This is a genomic window from Streptomyces sp. NPDC058221 (genome assembly GCF_042882365.1).
Lineage (GTDB): Bacteria > Actinomycetota > Actinomycetes > Streptomycetales > Streptomycetaceae > Streptomyces.
Genome location: NZ_JBHVWF010000046.1, coordinates 1 through 16,894, shown reverse-complemented (window position 1 = coordinate 16,894; position 16,894 = coordinate 1). Strand labels below are relative to the sequence as shown.

Below are 16,894 nucleotides of genomic sequence, written 5' to 3'. Positions count from 1 at the left end.
TCCCGTACAGCCCGGGGCGGCGGCCTCTTCTTCCGTCCTCCGTGGTGACGGACAGTGGAGCTCATGTCCACCGAGGAAGAACTCCGCGCAATCGACCTGCTCGGCCGGGTCCCGTACGGCCGGCTGGCGACGAGCATGCGAGCCCTTCCGTTCCTGACCGTGGCCCGGCACGTCGTGATCGACGGCCGGGTCGTTCTGCGGATGCACAGCGGCCTCGGCTACCACGACGCCTGCAACGGCACGGTCGTGGCCTACGGGGCGGACAACTTCAACGCGGCCGCGTCGGCGGGCGGGCGCGACCTGTGGTCCGTGCAGTTCACCGGGCCCGCGGAGACCGTCGAACCGACCTGCGCCCAGCGCGAGCTCTTCGGCCCGCTGCCCGTCGAGGTGAACGGGGAGCCCTTCACTCCGGCCTACCTCCGGCTCGACCCGCATTTCGTCAGCGTGCACACTCTGGGCTTCCACGCAAACTCGTACGGCCCGCAACACAGCGTGATCTAACATCTGGTGAGTGCCGCGCTCATCTGTAACCCTTCCGCCTGTTCCTCCGGTCGGCGAGGTGCTTCGGCGCTACCCGGACGCGGGTGAGCCGCTCACCTGCAAGCCGCTGGACCAGGGCCTGCTCAACCACGGTTACCGGGTCTCCACCACCCGCGGTTCCTACTTCCTCAAGCACCATCTGGACGACTCCACGGGCGACCGCGCCACGATCGTCCGCCAGCACCGGGCCACCCAGCGGCTCCAGTCACTCGGTGTGCCCGTCGCTCCGCCCGTCGAGGACACCGAGGGTGGCACCGTCACCGAGATCGGCGGCCGCTGTTACGCCCTGCACCCCTGGGTCGACGGGCTGCACCGGGCCGGCGCCGAACTCACCGTCGACCAGTCGGTCCGGCTCGGGACGCTCCTCGGAGCCGTACACACCGGCCTCGAACAGGTGATGGAGTCGGGCCCCGGGGCCCCGGCCGGTCCCGGATACGCGAGTCCGGATCCCGCCGACACCTTCGCGCTGATCGACGAGCTGCTCGCCGCGGCGCGCGGCCGGCGGACCCGGGACTCCTTCGACGAGCTGGCCGAGCACCGGCTCCTGGAACGGCGCACCCTGCTGGACCGGCACGCGGACAACCGCCCGCCGCCGCCCGGGGTCCCCGCGACCGGCTGGGTGCACGGTGACTTCCACCCGCTGAACGTGCTCTACCGGGGCGCCGACCCGGTGGCGATCCTCGACTGGGACCGGCTGGGCGTGCAGCCCAGGGCGGAGGAGGCCGTACGGGCGGCGGCGATCTTCTTCGTCCGGCCGGCCGGTGAGCTGGACCTGGCGAAGGTGCGGGCCTACGCGCGGGCGTACCGGGCGGCGGCGGGGGCCGGGGCCGCCGAACTGGCCGCCGCGGTGCACCGGGTGTGGTGGGAGCGGCTCAACGACTTCTGGATACTCCGCTGGCGCTACTGCCTGAACGACCGAAGGGCCGACCCGCAGTTCCCTGCGGTGTCGGCCCTGGCGGTCTGGTGGACCCGTGAGTACGAGGCGGTGTGCGAGGCCTTCACGGGGTGAGGGTGCGGGCGGACCGGGGCTGTCCGGCCCTGATCCGCCGGGCAGGCCCTACGTGGTGGGGCCCGCCGCCGTGCCGGCGGTGGTTCCGGTGCTGGCGCCCTGGGCGGCGCCGCCCGGGTTGCCGCCGTCCGCTCCGCCGGTCGGCGGCGTGCCGCCCGTGGCGTCGCCGGTCCCGCCGTCGGGCGGAGTGCCGCCGGTGTCGTCACCGCCCGCGCCGCCGTCCGCCGCACCGCCGCCCGCGTCGCTGCCCGTGCCGCCGTCCGTCGAGGTGCCGGGATCCGTCTCGGACTGGGTGGGCGAGGGGCGCTCGTCGGATTCGGTCGGGGTGGGGGACGGGGTGTACGAGGGCTGGTTCGGGGTCTCCTGCTGATCGCCGGTCGAATTGCCCGGCTGCTCGGTGTCCTCGGTCTCCGTCTCGGTCGGCGAGGGGGAACTCTTCGTCGGGGAGGGAGAGCTGGACGTCGACGTCGGCGTCTTCTCGTGCTTGTCGCCGTCGCCCTTCGCCGCGTTGAGCGCGATGGCCACGCCCGCGCCGATCGCGATCAGCGCCAGCACGACGAACAGCCACAGCTTGCCGCGGCCACCGCCGCCGCCCCGTCGACTGCTGCCGCCGCCGTCGTAACCGCCGTCGTCCGGGTTCATCGGCGGCAGGATCGGGCCCTGCGAGGTGTCGCCGTACTGCGGGTATCCCGTCGTACGGTTGGCGCCGGTCACACCTTGCGGCGGGGTGGCACCACCCTCGTGCAGCATGACCGGGCCGGTGTTCCACGTACCGGTGTGACCGCCCTGCACCTGGAGCATCTGCAGGCTGTACTGGACGAGCCCGCGCATCTCCTCGGCGCTCTGGAACCGGTCGTCCGGGTCCTTCGCGAGCGAGCGCATGACAAGGCCGTCGAGCTCCGCGGGCACCACGTCCGACACCTCGGACGGCGGGACCGGAATGTCCTGAACGTGCTGATATACGACGGAGAGCGGCGTCTCACCCGTGAACGGGGGCCGCAGCGCGAGGAGTTCGTACAGCAGACAGCCGGTGGCGTACAGGTCGGAGCGGTGGTCGACGGCCTTGCCCAGCGCCTGCTCGGGGGAGAGGTACTGCGGCGTCCCCATGACCATGCCGGTCTGGGTCATCGTCGACTGCGCGCCGTGCAGTGCGCGGGCGATGCCGAAGTCCATCACCTTGACCGCACCGGAGTGCGTGATGATCACGTTCGCCGGCTTGATGTCCCGGTGCACGATCCCGTGCTGGTGCGAGTAGGCGAGCGCCTCCAGCACCCCGGAGACGATGATCAGCGCCTGCTCCGGAGGCGGAGCCTCGGCGTTGAGCAGCAGGTCACGGATGGTGCGGCCCTCGACCAGCTCCATCACGATGTAGGGGACGGTCTGGCCGGCGACGGTGTCCTCGCCGGAGTCGTACACCGCCACGACCGCATGGTGGTTGAGCCCGGCGACCGACTGGGCCTCCCGCGTGAACCGGGCCTTGGAGACCGGGTCCTCGGCGAGATCGGAGCGCAGCAGCTTCACCGCGACCGTCCGCCCGAGCCGGACGTCCTCGGCCGCGAAGACCTCGGCCATTCCGCCCCGGCCGAGCCTGTGGGTCAGCCGGTACCGTCCGTCGCCGACAACACCGCCGATGCCCCAGGAGTCGGTGCCATCCGGAACTCCGCCGCCGTTTGCTTCGGGTTCGGGTGCCATCAGTCCTCGCCGTCGTATCTGTCCGCGCGTCCGCGGGTTCTCACGGTGTCCGGGGCCTCTCGTTCGGAAGACCCCCGCTGCATTGCCACGTCACGCTACAGCCTTCGTCGGACACACCGTTTTCGAGAGGGACCGGCCATCCAACCGGCATGCGCACCGCCCGCGCAAATTACATGCTGTTCCTGTAACGCTTCCGAGACGCTTCTTGTGCGTAGGGTCACGGAACGGGCACCCGGCTTGACGTGTCGTACCCCTCGGGCAGACTTGGCGCGTAATACGGATCTTCGCGTGAGCAGCGCGGCCCGAGGGGGAAGCAAGTCATGAGCCAGGACGGCGCACAAGGGGCCCAGGGTCGCTACGCGGGCGGTTCGGTCGCCGGCGGCCGCTACCAGCTGCGTGACCTGCTCGGCGAAGGCGGGATGGCGTCCGTATATCTGGCGTACGACTCCGCGCTCGACCGGCAGGTCGCCATCAAGACGCTGCACACGGAGCTCGGGCGCGAGCAGTCCTTCCGCGAGCGCTTCCGGCGCGAGGCGCAGGCGGTCGCCAAGCTGCAGCACACCAACATCGTCTCCGTCTTCGACACCGGCGAGGACGAGCTCGGCGGCGCGCTGATGCCGTACATCGTCATGGAGTACGTCGAGGGACAGCCGCTGGGCTCCGTGCTCCAGGCGGACATCACCAACCACGGTGCGATGCCCGCCGACAAGGCGCTCAAGGTGACGGCCGATGTGCTGGCCGCCCTGGACACCAGCCACGAGATGGGCCTGGTCCACCGTGACATCAAGCCCGGCAACGTGATGGTGACCAAGCGCGGCATCGTGAAGGTCATGGACTTCGGCATCGCCCGTGCCATGCAGTCGGGTGTCACGTCGATGACGCAGACCGGCATGGTCGTCGGCACCCCGCAGTACCTCTCCCCCGAACAGGCCCTGGGCCGCGGGGTGGACGCGCGCTCCGACCTGTACTCGGTCGGCATCATGCTGTTCCAGCTGCTCACCGGCCGCATCCCGTTCGACGCGGACTCGCCGCTGGCCATCGCGTACGCGCATGTGCAGGAGGAGCCGGTCGCGCCCTCCACCATCAACCGCTCGCTCACCCCGGCGATGGACGCGCTCGTCGCCCGCGCGCTGAAGAAGAACCCGAACGAGCGCTTCCCGAGCGCCGCCGCGATGCAGGACGAGATCACCCGCGTGCTGGGCGCGAGCGGTCAGACGGGCGCCCCGGTGATCGTCGGCGGCGCCGGCGCACCCGCGAACAGCGGCTCGGGTGTCGGTTCGGCGGTGTTCCCGCCGGTCGACCAGTCCACTTCGGCGCCGCAGAGCGTCCAGACGCCGTACCAGCCCGGCCCGTACCAGTCGCAGCAGCAGCCCGGCCCGTACGGCGCGCCGACCCCGGCGCCCGCCCCGTCCTACGGCTATCCGCAGTCGGCCCCGGCGTATCAGACCCCGGCGTCGATGTCGCCGATGCAGCAGCAGACCCCGCCGCCGTACACGATGTCGCCGCAGCCGGTGTCCCACTCGTCCGGCGGCGGCTCCAAGCGGAACATGCCGGTGATCGTGGGCTCGATCGTGGTGGCGCTCGTCGCGATCGGCGGACTGATCACGGTGCAGGTGATCAATGGACGCGACGACGGGGGCGCCAACGCCTCGTCGAGCGAGTCCCCGTCCGTGGATCACAAGGACCCGGAGCGGAACCGGACGATGAAGACCGAGGACTGCACGGACGCGCGCGAGGACGACGACGACCCGAACAAGGTCGACGCCCCGAGCTTCCTCTACAAGGACATCCTCTCCGCACGGGCCTGTGCGGACGCGGCCGGCTGGACGATCAAGCAGATCAAGGTGCCGGGGAACGCGTACGCGGAGGACCAGGTCGTCGACCAGTTCCCGACGTCCGGTACCGCGGTGCCGGAGACGGGTGCCCACTTCGAGCTGCGTATCGCGACGGGCGACCCGGCTTAGCGGTAACGGGCCCCTTCGGTTCGGGGGCTGTCGGCGGACGTTCCGTCAGCGGGCGCCCCGCCGGTCGGCGCGGCGGTGCGGCACCTGACGGTGGGCCATCCGTCCGCATCACCTGAGATGCCGGACATACCATCACATGTGACGCTGACCACATGGCTTCAGGACATCTCCCTTCGCGGCCCTCACGGTGCGCGGTCTGCCTGGCAGTGACGGCAGCCGCGGCACTGGGGGTCATGACGGGTGGTGAGGCGCACGCGGACGCGGTCCGGCAGGCGACAGCCGGGGGACCTGCACCGGCCGGCGTGATCGTGGCGGCGCGTGCGACGGCCGGCGCGGAGCCCTCCGCCACCGCGCCGGGCCCGTCCGGCTCCACTTCCGCTCCCCCTTCCGGAGGGGCACCGTCCGCCACTCCCACGGTCCCGCCGTCGGCCGGTCCTTCCGCCCCGCACGGGCCCGGCGCATCCGCCGGCGCCTCGGCCGTTCCCGCGCCGCCCGCGCCACCCGCGCCGCCAACGTCCCCGCCCTCGGCCTCCCCGTCCGACACGTCCCATGCGTCCGACGTCTCTGGCGCCTCCGACGTCTCTGGTGCCTCTGATGCCTCCGACGCCTCTGATGCCTCCGGCTCTTCCGCAGCGCCTTCGCCGAGTGCCGGATCGCCGCGGCCGGAGGACATGCAGTCGCCGTTGGCGGGGCTGCCCGCCGGGGAGGGGCACCAGCGGCCCGGACGGCAGCTGACGCCCCAGGAGATCGCGCAGGAGGACGAGGCCGCCGACTCGGACGAGGAGGAGTCCGCCGCGACGGACCCCGCCGTCGCTCCGGCCGTCACCCCTGACGCGAGCGCCTCGCCCGAGAACGGCCGGCTCTCGCCGCAGGCCCTCGACGGACGGACCATGGCGCAGGTCCGGCAGATGTCGCTCGGGGTGGGAGTCGCCCTGGTCGGACTGGGTCTCGGCTTCCTCGGGCTGCGCATGCGCCGCACCGACTGACCACCCCACCTCGGCCGCCCGGCCCCTGCGCACCGGGGTCACGGAACTTGCGCCCGGCAACATACTGGGTATACATACTCAGTATGTCGATCCGTCACGGGCTGCTGGCCCTGCTGGAGCGGGGGCCGCGGTACGGCTCCCAGCTCCGCACCGAATTCGAGTCGCGCACCGGCTCCACCTGGCCACTCAACGTCGGGCAGGTGTACACGACGCTGAGCAGACTCGAGCGGGACGGCCTGGTCGCCCAGGACGGCGAGGACGACCAGGGCCACGCCCTGTACTCGATCAGCGACGACGGCCGCACGGAGCTGCGCAACTGGTTCGAGACCCCCGTCGACCGGAGCAGCCCGCCGCGCGACGAGCTGGCCATCAAGCTCGCCATGGCCGTCGGCGCTCCCGGCGTGGACATCCGGGCCGTCATCCAGTCCCAGCGCCACCACACCGTGAAGGCGATGCAGGACTACACGCGCCTCAAGGCGCAGGCCCTCACCGACGTGCCCGCCAACCGGGACGAGGTCGCCTGGCTGCTCGTACTGGAACAGCTGATCTTCCAGGCCGAGGCCGAGGCCCGCTGGCTGGATCACTGCGAGGCCCGGCTGGTCCGTCTCGCCGAGGCCGCCGCGAAGGAGCCGGAGACGAGCACGACGGTGCGCGGCCCCGCCCGCACCGCCCGGCCCGGCGCGCGTCGCCCGTAACCCGCCCGGCCCGGAGCACGTCCCTCGTAACCCCGCCCGGCCCGGAGCACGTCGCCGGTATCCCGCCCGGCACCCGGCCGCCGCCACCAGGCACCCCGGCACCGACCACAGAACCGTTCCAAGGGGGAACAACCGTCATGTCCCTGCACGTCCCGTCCCCAGCCGCCCCACCCCTGTCGGTGGATGCGCCCGTGCTCGAACTCCGCGCGCTGACCCGTACCCACGGCACCGGCATCGCCGAGGTGCACGCCCTGCGCGGCATCAACCTGTCGGTGCACGCCGGTGAACTCGTCGCCGTGATGGGCCCTTCCGGCTCCGGCAAGTCCACCCTGCTGACGATCGCCGGCGGACTCGACACCGCGACCTCGGGCCAGGTCGTCATCGAGGGCCAGGACATCTCCACGCTCGGCCGCAAGGGCGTGGCCGCGCTGCGCCGCCGCAGCGTCGGCTACGTCTTCCAGGACTACAACCTGATCCCCGCCCTGACCGCCGCCGAGAACATCGCGCTGCCGCGCGAACTCGACGGGGTCTCGGTGCGCAAGGCGCGCAAGGAGGCCCGCGCCGCACTGGAGGAGATGGGCCTGACGGAGATCGCCGACCGCTTCCCGGACGAGATGTCCGGCGGCCAGCAGCAGCGCGTCGCGATTGCCCGCGCGCTGGTGGGGGACCGGCGCCTGGTCCTCGCCGACGAGCCGACCGGGGCGCTCGACTCCGAGACCGGTGAGACCGTCCTCGCACTGCTGCGCAACCGCTGCGACCAGGGTGCGGCCGGTGTGATGGTGACGCACGAACCGCGCTACGCGGCCTGGGCGGACCGGGTCGTCTTCCTGCGGGACGGCTCAATCGTCGACCAGACGCTGACCGCCGGCGCCGACTCGCTGCTGGCCGCCGGGGGCGCCGAATGAGCGTCTTCACGGGCTGGCGCGCCGCCCTGCGGATAGCCCGGCGCGATGCCATGCGGGCCAAGGGCCGCAGCGCCCTGGTGGTCGCGATGATCGCGCTGCCGGTGCTCGGGGTGACGGCCGCCGATGTCACGTTCCGCAGTGTGGAGCCCACCGCTGCCGAGAAGCTGACGGCCCAGATCGGCTCGGCCGACGCGCTGTTCAGCGACCCCGGGGCGGGCCCGATGGCCCAGTCGGTCAACGGGGACAACTACGGCACCGTCAAGGACGACCCGCTGCCCGAGGACGTGCCGCCACTCGACCTGCGGACCGCGTTCCCGCAGGGTGCGCGGGGCATCAGCATCCAGTCCGTGCCCGCGAGCGTCACCACCGACTACGGCATCACGGACGCCGACATCCTGGAGTTCCGGACCTCGGACGAGATGGCGCGGGGCAAGCTCGACCTCGTCGACGGCTCGTTCCCGAAGGGCACCGGCGACATGGTGGCCACCGAGCCGTTCCTGAAGTCGGCCGGCCTGCACATCGGTTCCCGCCTCACCGTGCGCGGACCGGAGCAGAAGTACACCATCACCGGGACGGTGGAACAGCCGGACGATCTGAAGGCCAAGGCGCTCTACGCCGACCCGGGCGCGGTCATCGCCCCGTGGAAGGCCACCGCGGCCCACGACAAGAAGGTGCTGCCGCCCAACGCCGGCGAGACGACCTGGCTGGTGAAGGCGAACAACGGAAAGGGCGTCAGCTGGCCGGACGTGCTGGCGGCCAACAAGAAGGGCGCCCTCGTCGTCTCCCGCCAGGTCATCGCCGGCCCGCCGCCGGACTCCGAGGTCCCCCTCAACCGCATCATCGACAACCGCCCCATGTCCGGAGACTCCGGTGAGCTGAGCGCGGCCCTCATCACGGTCGTCGCCATGGCGGTCCTGGAGGTCGTGCTGCTCGCCGGGCCGGCCTTCGCGGTAGGTGCGCGCCGGTCCCGCCGTCAGCTCGGACTCGTCGGCACCTGCGGCGGGGACCGGCGCCATGTACGGGCCGTGGTGCTCTCCAGCGGGCTGGTGCTCGGCGGCGCCGGAGCCGTGCTGGGCGTGGCGGCCGGGCTGGTGCTGACCATGGTGTTCCGGCCGCTCATCGAGGAACAGGCCGGACACCGGTTCGGCTCGCTGTCGCTGCACCCGAAGGAGCTGCTGGCCGTCGCCGTGATCGGCCTGATCACCGGACTGCTGGCTGCGCTCGCCCCGGCGATCGTGGCGAGCCGCCAGTCCGTGCTGGAGTCGCTCACCGGCCGCCGCGGAGTCCGCCGCAGCTCCCGGGTCCTGCCGATCGTGGGCGCCTGCGCCCTGGCCCTCGGCATCGGGATCGCCGTACTCGGCGGCACCACCGGCAACTCCACGCTGGTCGCCGCCGGCTCCGTGATCGCCGAGCTCGGCCTTCTCGGCTGTATCCCGGTGATCGTCGGAATGCTCGGCCGGCTCGGCCGCAGGCTCCCGCTCTCGCCCCGTATGGCGCTGCGCGACGCGGCCCGCAACCGCGGCAGGACCGCCCCTGCGGTCGCGGCGATCATGGCCGCCGTCGCGGGATCGGTCGCCATCGCCACATACATGTCCAGCCAGTCGGCCGAGGGGGAGTACGCCTACACGCCGATGCTCAGCGAGAACGCCGTCGTGCTCTCCACCATGGAGAGCAAGGGCGTCGCCGAGCTCCCGCTGGCCCGGTCGGCGGTGGAGCGGAACATGAAACCCGTCGGACAGCCTGCCGGGATCTCCCGGGCCTGGGCGGGCAGCGACTGCAACGTCTACTACGGGGACGACGACAGCTGCGGCTCGATCGCTTTGGTCAAGCCCACCGGCAAGGACCACACCTGCCCCCTCAACACCAAGGGCGCCAAGGAGCTGGCCGCGCGGCTGAGCGCCGATGAGCACCGCAGCATGATGCACTCCCCCGCCTGCATGGACGAGCGCTACACGATAGACACGTTCGGCAGCGGCGGGAGCAACATCGTCGTGGGCGACGCAGCTCTGCTGAGCACCTACGTGAAGCTCGACGACCCGGCCGCCGCGAAGGCGCTGGACGCGGGCATCCCGGTGCTGCTCAACCGGGCGTACGCCAAGGACGGCCAGGTCACGGTCAAGGCGGTCCACCGCTACAACCCCGAGGACAAGAAGAACCGCGCCCTGCACCCGGGGGCGGCCAGGACGACCACGGACCGGATGAAGGTGTACGTCGCCGACGCGAAGTACGCGGAGACACCCGGAATCCGCATGATCATGCCGGAGCGGACCGCCAAGCGGATCGGCCTGCACACCGCGGTGTACGGCAGCGTGTACGCCGTCCCGCACCGGCCGACCGACGCCGAGGAGCAGCGGACCGACGCAGCGATCGAGCAGGCCGGCGGCAACGTCTACCTGCAGACCGGCGCCGGCTCCGCCGATCGCGACGACATCATGCTGCTGGTGCTGACACTGTTCGCCGGGGTGGTGACACTGGGCGCCGCCGCGATCACGACGGGGCTGGCCAAGGCCGACGCGGAGGCCGATCTGACGACGCTCAGCGCGGTGGGCGCGCCGCCACGGGTGCGCCGGAGCCTGTCCGGGTTCCAGTGCGTGGTGGTGGCGCTCACCGGGGTGCTGCTCGGCACGGCGGCGGGACTGGTGCCCGCGGTGGCGCTGCGCCTGATCGACCTGCGCAAGGCCCTTCAGGAGATGCGGCTGGACCCGATGGAGTCGGCGTACACCCCGATCGTGCTGCCCTGGGCGACCATCGGGATGCTGGCCGTGGTCGTCCCGGTGCTGGCCGGGCTGCTGGCGGCGGTGTTCACCCGCTCCCGGCTGACGCTCTCGCGGCGCGCCGGATGACCGGACGGGCGGCCCCGGCAACGGGCTGACCTGGTGGCCTCGGTACGAAATCGGTGCCCTCGGAAACGGTGGATCATCCGTTCCCGGGGGCACCACCGTGTTGTACGGCAGGTGTGCGAGACAATGGACGGCATGGAGATGCCGAGGAATGAACGGTCGCAGGAGCACCCCCAGGTCCTCGTAGTGGGGCAGGACGGCATGGCGATCGGCGGCGGTGGCACTGACGACGAGTCGCGCGAGGTCCCGGTGACGGAGATGGTCGAACAGCCGGCGAAGGTCATGCGCATCGGCAGCATGATCAAGCAGCTCCTGGAGGAGGTCAGGGCGGCTCCTCTCGACGAGGCGAGCCGCGTACGCCTCAAGGAGATCCACGCCAGCTCGGTCAAGGAGCTGGAGGACGGTCTCGCGCCGGAGCTGGTGGAGGAGCTGGAGCGGCTCTCGCTGCCGTTCACCGAGGAGTCGATTCCCTCCGAGGCGGAACTCAGGATCGCGCAGGCCCAGTTGGTGGGCTGGCTGGAAGGCCTCTTCCATGGCATCCAGACCGCGCTGTTCGCCCAGCAGATGGCGGCGCGGGCACAGCTGGAGCAGATGCGCCGCGCCCTTCCGCCCGGCAGCGGTCACGACGAGGAGGAAGGCGGCGGCGGCGCGGACCCGCACGGAGCGATCCGCTCCGGCCCGTACCTGTAGCCCGGGCCTGTCACCCCGTACACGTACACCGACCCAACGCCCGAACCCGAAGGGCCCGGCACACGATCTCCGTGTGCCGGGCCCTTCGGGTGTGGTGCGGTGGCAACCGTGTCGTGCGGTGGGGACCGTGTGGTGCGGTGGCGACCGTGTCGTGCGGTGGCGGTCGTGGTTCGGACGGGCGTAGCAGGCTCAGGCCGCTGCGGGCGACCGCAGGAGCACCTTGCCGATGTGTGTGCTGGACTCCATCACCCGGTGCGCCTCGGCCGCGTCCTGCATCGGCAGCGCACGGTCCACCACCGGCCGCACGACGCCGTCGGCGATGAGGGGCCAGACGTGCTCGCGCACGGCCGCGACGATCGCGGCCTTCTCGGCGAGCGGGCGTCCGCGCAGCGAGGTCGCCGTGACGGCGGCGCGCTTGTTCAGCAGGGCGCCCAGGTTGAGTTCGCCCTTGGCGCCGCCCTGGAGACCGATGATCGCGAGCCGGCCGTTGACGGCGAGCGCCTGCACGTTCCGCTCCAGGTACTTGGCACCGACGATGTCGAGGATGACGTCGGCTCCCGCCCCGTCCGTCGCCTTGTCGATCTCCTCGACGAAGTCCTGCTCCCGGTAGTCGATCAGGACGTCGGCGCCGAGCTCCGCACAGCGCTCCAGCTTCCCCGGTCCGCCCGCGGTCACCGCCACCTGGGCGCCGACCGCCTTGGCCAGCTGGATCGCCATCGTGCCGATGCCACTGGATCCGCCGTGCACCAGCAGCGTCTCGGTGGGGCGCAGATGGGCCACCATGAACACGTTCGACCAGACCGTGGCGGTCACTTCGGGCAGCGCCGCGGCGAGGACCAGGTCCAGCCCGGCCGGCACGGGAAGCAGCTGCCCGGCGGGCACGGCGACCTTCTCCGCGTAACCGCCGCCCGCCAGAAGCGCGCACACCTCGTCGCCGACCGACCAGCCGGTGACACCGGACCCAACCGCGGAGATCCGGCCCGCGCACTCCAGGCCCGGGTAGGGGGAGGCGCCGGGCGGCGGGTTGTAGAAGCCCTGCCGCTGGAGCACATCCGCACGGTTGACGGCGCTGGAGACGACATCGACGAGGACCTCGCCCTCGCCTGGTACGGGATCGGGCACCTCGGCCCACACGAGCGCCTCGGGGCCACCGGGTTCGGGGATCGTGATCGCATGCATGGCCGCGAGGCTACTCCGTGCCGTGCCGCAGGACCGGTGCGGCACGGAACGGTGGGGTTCGGCGGGGGTTCGGCAGAGGTCCGACGGGGGTCCGACGGGGTCCGGCAGAGGTCCGACGAGGGTCCGACGGCCGCTCGGGTCAGGGGCGCAGGGCTGTCGGCGGGGTATGGCTCGTGGGCGGCTCGTTCGTGGCCCGCACGATGGTGATCAGCCGGTCCGTCAGCTGGAGGGGGCTGGCCGCCGGATCGTCGTAACCGAGGAGCCGGTGACCGCGCAGAACGCTGACCACGAGGTCGTCGGTCTCCCGGACGTTCTTGCCCACCTCGGCCTTTATCACCGGCCGTTCGACCAGATCGAGCCCGCTGCCCTGCTGGATCAGATCCTCCATCACCGTGCCCGCACTGGGGCTGAGCACGGAGAGACCGAGCAGCCGGCCTGCCGCACTCGCACTGGTGATCACGGCATCGGCACCGGACTGCCGGAGCAGTGGGGCGTTCTCCTCCTCGCGTACCGCGGCGACGATCTTCGCGCCGCGGTTGAGCTGGCGCGCGGTGAGGGCGACCAGGACCGCCGTGTCGTCGCGCTGAGTGGCGATGATGACCTGACGCGCCCTCTGCAGCTCGGCCCGCAGCAGCACATCGCTGCGCGTCGCGTCACCGAGCACCCCGGTGAACCCCTCGGCGTTGGCGATCTCTATCACCTTGGACGCCGGGTCGACGATGACGATCTGGTCCTTCTTCAGGCCGGTGGCACACAGGGTCTGAATGGCCGAACGGCCCTTCGTGCCGAAGCCGACGACGATGGTGTGGTCACGCAAGTTGGTTCTCCAACGCTTCAGCCGGAAGTCCTCGCGGGTCCGTTCCGTGAGGACCTCAAGAGTGGTGCCGACCAGGATGATGAGGAAGAGCACCCGCAGCGGTGTCACGAGCACCACATTGGCGAGCCGGGCTGCGTCGCCGTAGGGGGTGACGTCGCCGTACCCGGTGGTCGAGAGGGTGACCGTCGCGTAGTACACCGCATCCAGGAAGTCGACCTTGCCGTCGGCCGCGTCGTGGTAGCCGCCACGGTCGACCCAGACGATCAGCACCGTGACGGCAAGCACCATCAGAGCCATCATCAGCCGCTTGGCGACCTGGCGCGCCGGTCCGGCGACGACCCGGCGCGGGAGCATCACCCGGGTGGGTACGACCTGCTCGTCAGCGCGCCTGGCCATCGCGTCATGGCCGGGAAGTTTCACGTGAAACACCCTTCAGCCCCCGGCGTCGCCGGGGCCCACGGTAGATCGAGGATCTCCACCTCGGTGCCGGACCGTACCCCGCCCGGCGCCACGACGGCCAGCCCGTCTGCGGCGGCGATCCCACGCAGCATGGCGGGACCGTTGTAGTGCAGCGGTACGACGTGATCGGTCCCGCCGTCGGTTCCGATCCCGCCTCGTCCGGTGAACTCGCGGGGGGCCGCGGTGCGATGGACCACGGGGACCAGCCGAGTGTCGTGCGGATGGCCGTGCACATCATCACGGATCGCGACCCGGTAGAGCTCCTCCGCCATTCGGCCTGCCAGTCCGCTGAGCAGCGGCTCGGCAAGCGTGAGCAGACCGGAGACCGCAGCCAGGGGGTTGCCGGGCAGCCCCACCAGATACGGCCCTCCGGCACCGAGCCGAGCCAGCAGCATGGGGTGACCGGGGCGCACGGCGACACCGTCGACGAGCAGCTCGGCCCCGATTCCGGCGAGGACGGGGTGCACGTGATCCACCGGCCCCGCTGCGGTGCCGCCGGTGGTGATGACGAGATCGGCATCGGAGGCGACGAGCGCTTCCCGGAGAGCCTCCGCGTCGTCACCGAGGCGCCGGGGCGCGGAGGCCTCGGCGCCCAGCGCGCGCAGCCAGGGACCGATCATCGGGCCGAGCGCGTCACGGATCAGCCCGTCGTGGGGCAGCCCTGCCGAGAGCAGTTCGTCGCCCAGGACCAGCACCTCGACGCGGGGGCGGGGGCGGGTGAGCAACGCGTCGTAACCGGCAGCGGCGGCCAGCCCGAGAACGGCCGGTGTCACCAGCGCTCCGACGGGGAGGAGTTGTTCGCCCGAGCGGCACTCCTGTCCACGCGGCCTGATGTCCTGCCCCGGACTCACCTGTCGCTGCGCGTGCAGCACGCCCTTGGCCTCGTCGGCGTGGGCGTGCTCGCTGCGGATGACGGCAGTGGCGTCCGCCGGGATACGGGCGCCGGTGGCGATGCGTACAGCGTCGCCGTCGGGGAGCGCGGTGGGCGTGGCGTGGCCGGCGAGGACGCCCTCGCTCTCCCGGATGTTCCACGGCCCCGGGCCCGCGACGGCCCAGCCGTCCATGGCGGAGGTGTCGAAGGACGGGAGATCGGTGAGCGCGGCAAGCGGCTCGGCGAGCACATGTCCGAGCGCGTGATCGAGGGGGAGAGGCGCGCTGCGAAGAGGAACCCCGCGACCGGCCCGGGCCGCGACAGCACGGGCCTCACCCCACGGAGTCGCACGCGCGGGCCGCTGGTCGTGAGGGGTGGGGCGGTCGTGGGGGGTGGGACGGTCATCCGGGGTGCCTTGATCGCGCCGGGTGGGGCGGTCCGCGGGTGGGGCGGTGTCGCGTTCACTGGCGCCGGGCTGACCGGAGGGGGTGGTTCGGCCGGATCGGTCGGCACTGGCCGAGGGGGCGGTTCGGCCGGATCGGTCGGCACTGGCCGAGGGGGCTGTGTCAGCTTGGGGGACGGTGGGGGCAGCCCGGTGGGCGGGGTCAGCCGGGGACGAATCCGCCGGCGGCGGGTTCGACGGGGACAGACCCGACGACGGCAGGCCGGACGGCTGCGGCTGCGGCGTCAGGTCCGGTGACCGGCCGGGGTTCCCGGGGCCTGGCTCAGGCACCGGATCTCGGTACGGCTGCCGGCCGACCAGCGCGAGGGCCTGCGCAACGGCTCGCTCCTCGTCCGCCTCGGCCTCGGCCGCACGGCTCGCCGCCGCAACGGCGCGGGCCTCCCGGGCGGCGCGAGTCGCATCCGGGTCCGCAGCGGCGGCATCGGCGGCGGTCCCCCCGTCGGCGTGGGCCCGGGCCTTCCCGTCGGCAGCCCGGTTCGCCGCGTCGGCCGGGTTCTTCCGATCGGCAGACCCGCGTTCGTCTCCCGTGCCCCGGCCGCCGTAGTCCCCTGTACCCCGGCCGTCCCCGGCGGGCAGGTCAGGGGCCGATGCGGCCCGGGCGGGCGGTGGGGCAGCCTGGGCAGGCGCCTGGGGCCGACCGGTACTGCCGCTGCGGCCCGTCATGGCGTCCCGGTCTCGTCCGCCCACCGGAGCGCGAGCGCGGCGGCCTTGCGGGCCGCCTCGGCCACTGCCTCGGGTCCGCCCCCGTCACCGCTCGCCTTCGCCGCCGCGTAGCCGACCAGGAAGGTCGTCAGGGGCGCGGCGGGTCTGGCGACACCGTGGGCGGCATCACGGGCGAGGTCGAGCAGGACGGCGGTGTCGACGTCGAGTTCGATGCCCAGTTCGTTCTTGACTGCGGTGATCCATTCGTCCAGCACGGTCCCATGTTCTCTGATCCGGGCCCGGGCCGAAGCGATGTCCTCCCAGGTGTCGCAGTCGAACGAGGCGAGCGGGTCCGCCGCCACCCGGGAAAGCCGCAGTTCATGCGTCAGCAACCGCAGGGGCAGTCCGGCAAGACCGCCGTGCTCCGCGGCGAGCAGTGCCAGCTCCCTGCGTAGCGGCTCCGCCCGGTAGACGGCCACCAACGGCTGGTCACGGCCGGCCTGATCGGTGCAGACTGCGCCCTCCAGGTCCCCCCGCCCGGCAGCCGCCAGCAGCGATCCGACCGTGTCCGCTCCGAGGAACGGCAGATCGGCGGAGAGCACCAGAAGGCGCTCCGCGGCCGTGTGCCGGACCCCCGCGCCGAGCGCGGCCAACGGGCCGCCGCCCTGCGGCTCCTCGCGCGCCCAGGTCACAGCGCGCACGGTGGGCCGTCTGCCCCCGACCACCACCGTGGTCCCCGCGTCGGAGCACGCCGCGAGCACCCGGTCGAGCAGCGCACGGCCACCGACCTGCAACCCGGGCTTGTCGGCACCGCCGAGCCGCTTCGCGGCACCGCCGGCGAGAACGATGGCGTCATACGCGGTCATGCCCCGAGTATGCGTGCCGCCGGGCCAGGTGGATCCTCCCCGTCCGCAATCCCGTGGATCAACGCAGAACGAACCGGGAGAAGCATGGGAGCGGAGTGAAGCGGCACATCCCCGGGGCGGCGACTGACCTGAGGCGGCGGGCCGCCCTGAGGTGACGGGCCGCCCCGAGGCGGCGGCTAGATGTATTGACCCGCAGCGTTGTTGACTCGGTTGATCGGGGGCTGGCCTCCGAGTGCGGTGTGGCAGCGATGGTAGTTGTAGCTGTGGAGGAAGTCG

13 protein-coding genes and 1 pseudogene are annotated in these 16,894 nt (G+C 72.1%); 8 read left to right on the top strand and 6 right to left on the bottom strand.

The annotated features are described in order from the left end of the window. The first annotated feature begins 63 nt into the window (after window positions 1-63). Together ACFVW8_RS16965 and ACFVW8_RS16960 are read left to right on the top strand one after the other, a co-directional pair. The gene (locus ACFVW8_RS16965; RefSeq protein WP_389690593.1) at window positions 64-501 is read left to right on the top strand and encodes a pyridoxamine 5'-phosphate oxidase family protein; all 438 of its coding nucleotides are present in this window, start codon (window positions 64-66) and stop codon (window positions 499-501) included. 58 nt (window positions 502-559) lie between these two features. After that, window positions 560-1,549, top strand: a complete 990-nt coding sequence (locus tag ACFVW8_RS16960) for a phosphotransferase enzyme family protein (RefSeq protein WP_389690591.1) — start codon at window positions 560-562, stop codon at window positions 1,547-1,549. 48 nt (window positions 1,550-1,597) lie between these two features. On the opposite strand, the gene ACFVW8_RS16955 is transcribed toward ACFVW8_RS16960, so the two are convergent. Further along, window positions 1,598-3,241, bottom strand: coding sequence for a protein kinase (locus ACFVW8_RS16955; RefSeq protein WP_389690589.1), 1,644 nt, complete (start codon window positions 3,239-3,241; stop codon window positions 1,598-1,600). Window positions 3,242-3,561: 320 nt separating this feature from the next. On the opposite strand from ACFVW8_RS16955, the gene ACFVW8_RS16950 reads away from it, so the two are divergent. From ACFVW8_RS16950 to ACFVW8_RS16925, 6 genes are all read left to right on the top strand, one after another. Continuing rightward, window positions 3,562-5,205, top strand: a complete 1,644-nt coding sequence (locus ACFVW8_RS16950) for a protein kinase (protein WP_389690587.1) — start codon at window positions 3,562-3,564, stop codon at window positions 5,203-5,205. Between the two features lie 671 nt (window positions 5,206-5,876). Next, window positions 5,877-6,191 (top strand): hypothetical protein, encoded by a 315-nt coding sequence (locus ACFVW8_RS16945; protein WP_389690585.1) that lies wholly within the window; start codon window positions 5,877-5,879, stop codon window positions 6,189-6,191. Between the two features lie 83 nt (window positions 6,192-6,274). Continuing rightward, on the top strand, window positions 6,275-6,886 hold the full coding sequence (locus ACFVW8_RS16940) for a PadR family transcriptional regulator (protein WP_389690583.1): 612 nt from the start codon (window positions 6,275-6,277) through the stop codon (window positions 6,884-6,886). Between the two features lie 137 nt (window positions 6,887-7,023). Continuing rightward, window positions 7,024-7,791: an ABC transporter ATP-binding protein gene (locus ACFVW8_RS16935; protein WP_389690581.1), complete on the top strand. Its 768-nt coding sequence runs from the start codon at window positions 7,024-7,026 to the stop codon at window positions 7,789-7,791. Next, on the top strand, window positions 7,788-10,634 hold the full coding sequence (locus ACFVW8_RS16930) for an FtsX-like permease family protein (protein ID WP_389690579.1): 2,847 nt from the start codon (window positions 7,788-7,790) through the stop codon (window positions 10,632-10,634). Before ACFVW8_RS16935 ends, ACFVW8_RS16930 begins: the two co-directional genes overlap by 4 nt. Before the next feature lie 132 nt (window positions 10,635-10,766). Further along, complete coding sequence (locus ACFVW8_RS16925) at window positions 10,767-11,321, top strand: bacterial proteasome activator family protein (RefSeq protein ID WP_389690577.1); 555 nt, start codon at window positions 10,767-10,769, stop codon at window positions 11,319-11,321. A 189-nt stretch (window positions 11,322-11,510) separates the two neighbouring features. Here the strand turns inward: ACFVW8_RS16925 and ACFVW8_RS16920 are convergent, their stop codons facing one another. The 5 genes and pseudogenes from ACFVW8_RS16920 to ACFVW8_RS16900 all read right to left on the bottom strand — a co-directional run. Next, the gene (locus ACFVW8_RS16920; RefSeq protein WP_389690575.1) at window positions 11,511-12,500 is read right to left on the bottom strand and encodes an NAD(P)H-quinone oxidoreductase; all 990 of its coding nucleotides are present in this window, start codon (window positions 12,498-12,500) and stop codon (window positions 11,511-11,513) included. Between the two features lie 139 nt (window positions 12,501-12,639). Continuing rightward, a complete protein-coding gene (locus ACFVW8_RS16915) occupies window positions 12,640-13,713 on the bottom strand; it encodes a potassium channel family protein (protein ID WP_389690663.1) in 1,074 nt (357 codons plus the stop codon). Between the two features lie 20 nt (window positions 13,714-13,733). Continuing rightward, on the bottom strand, window positions 13,734-15,338 hold the full coding sequence (locus ACFVW8_RS16910) for a molybdopterin-binding protein (protein ID WP_389690661.1): 1,605 nt from the start codon (window positions 15,336-15,338) through the stop codon (window positions 13,734-13,736). Window positions 15,339-15,769: 431 nt separating this feature from the next. Further along, a complete protein-coding gene (locus ACFVW8_RS16905; RefSeq protein WP_389690573.1) occupies window positions 15,770-16,618 on the bottom strand; it encodes an NTP transferase domain-containing protein in 849 nt (282 codons plus the stop codon). A gap of 176 nt (window positions 16,619-16,794) precedes the next feature. Beyond that, window positions 16,795-16,894: pseudogene (locus ACFVW8_RS16900) on the bottom strand (IS481 family transposase); the annotation flags it as partial.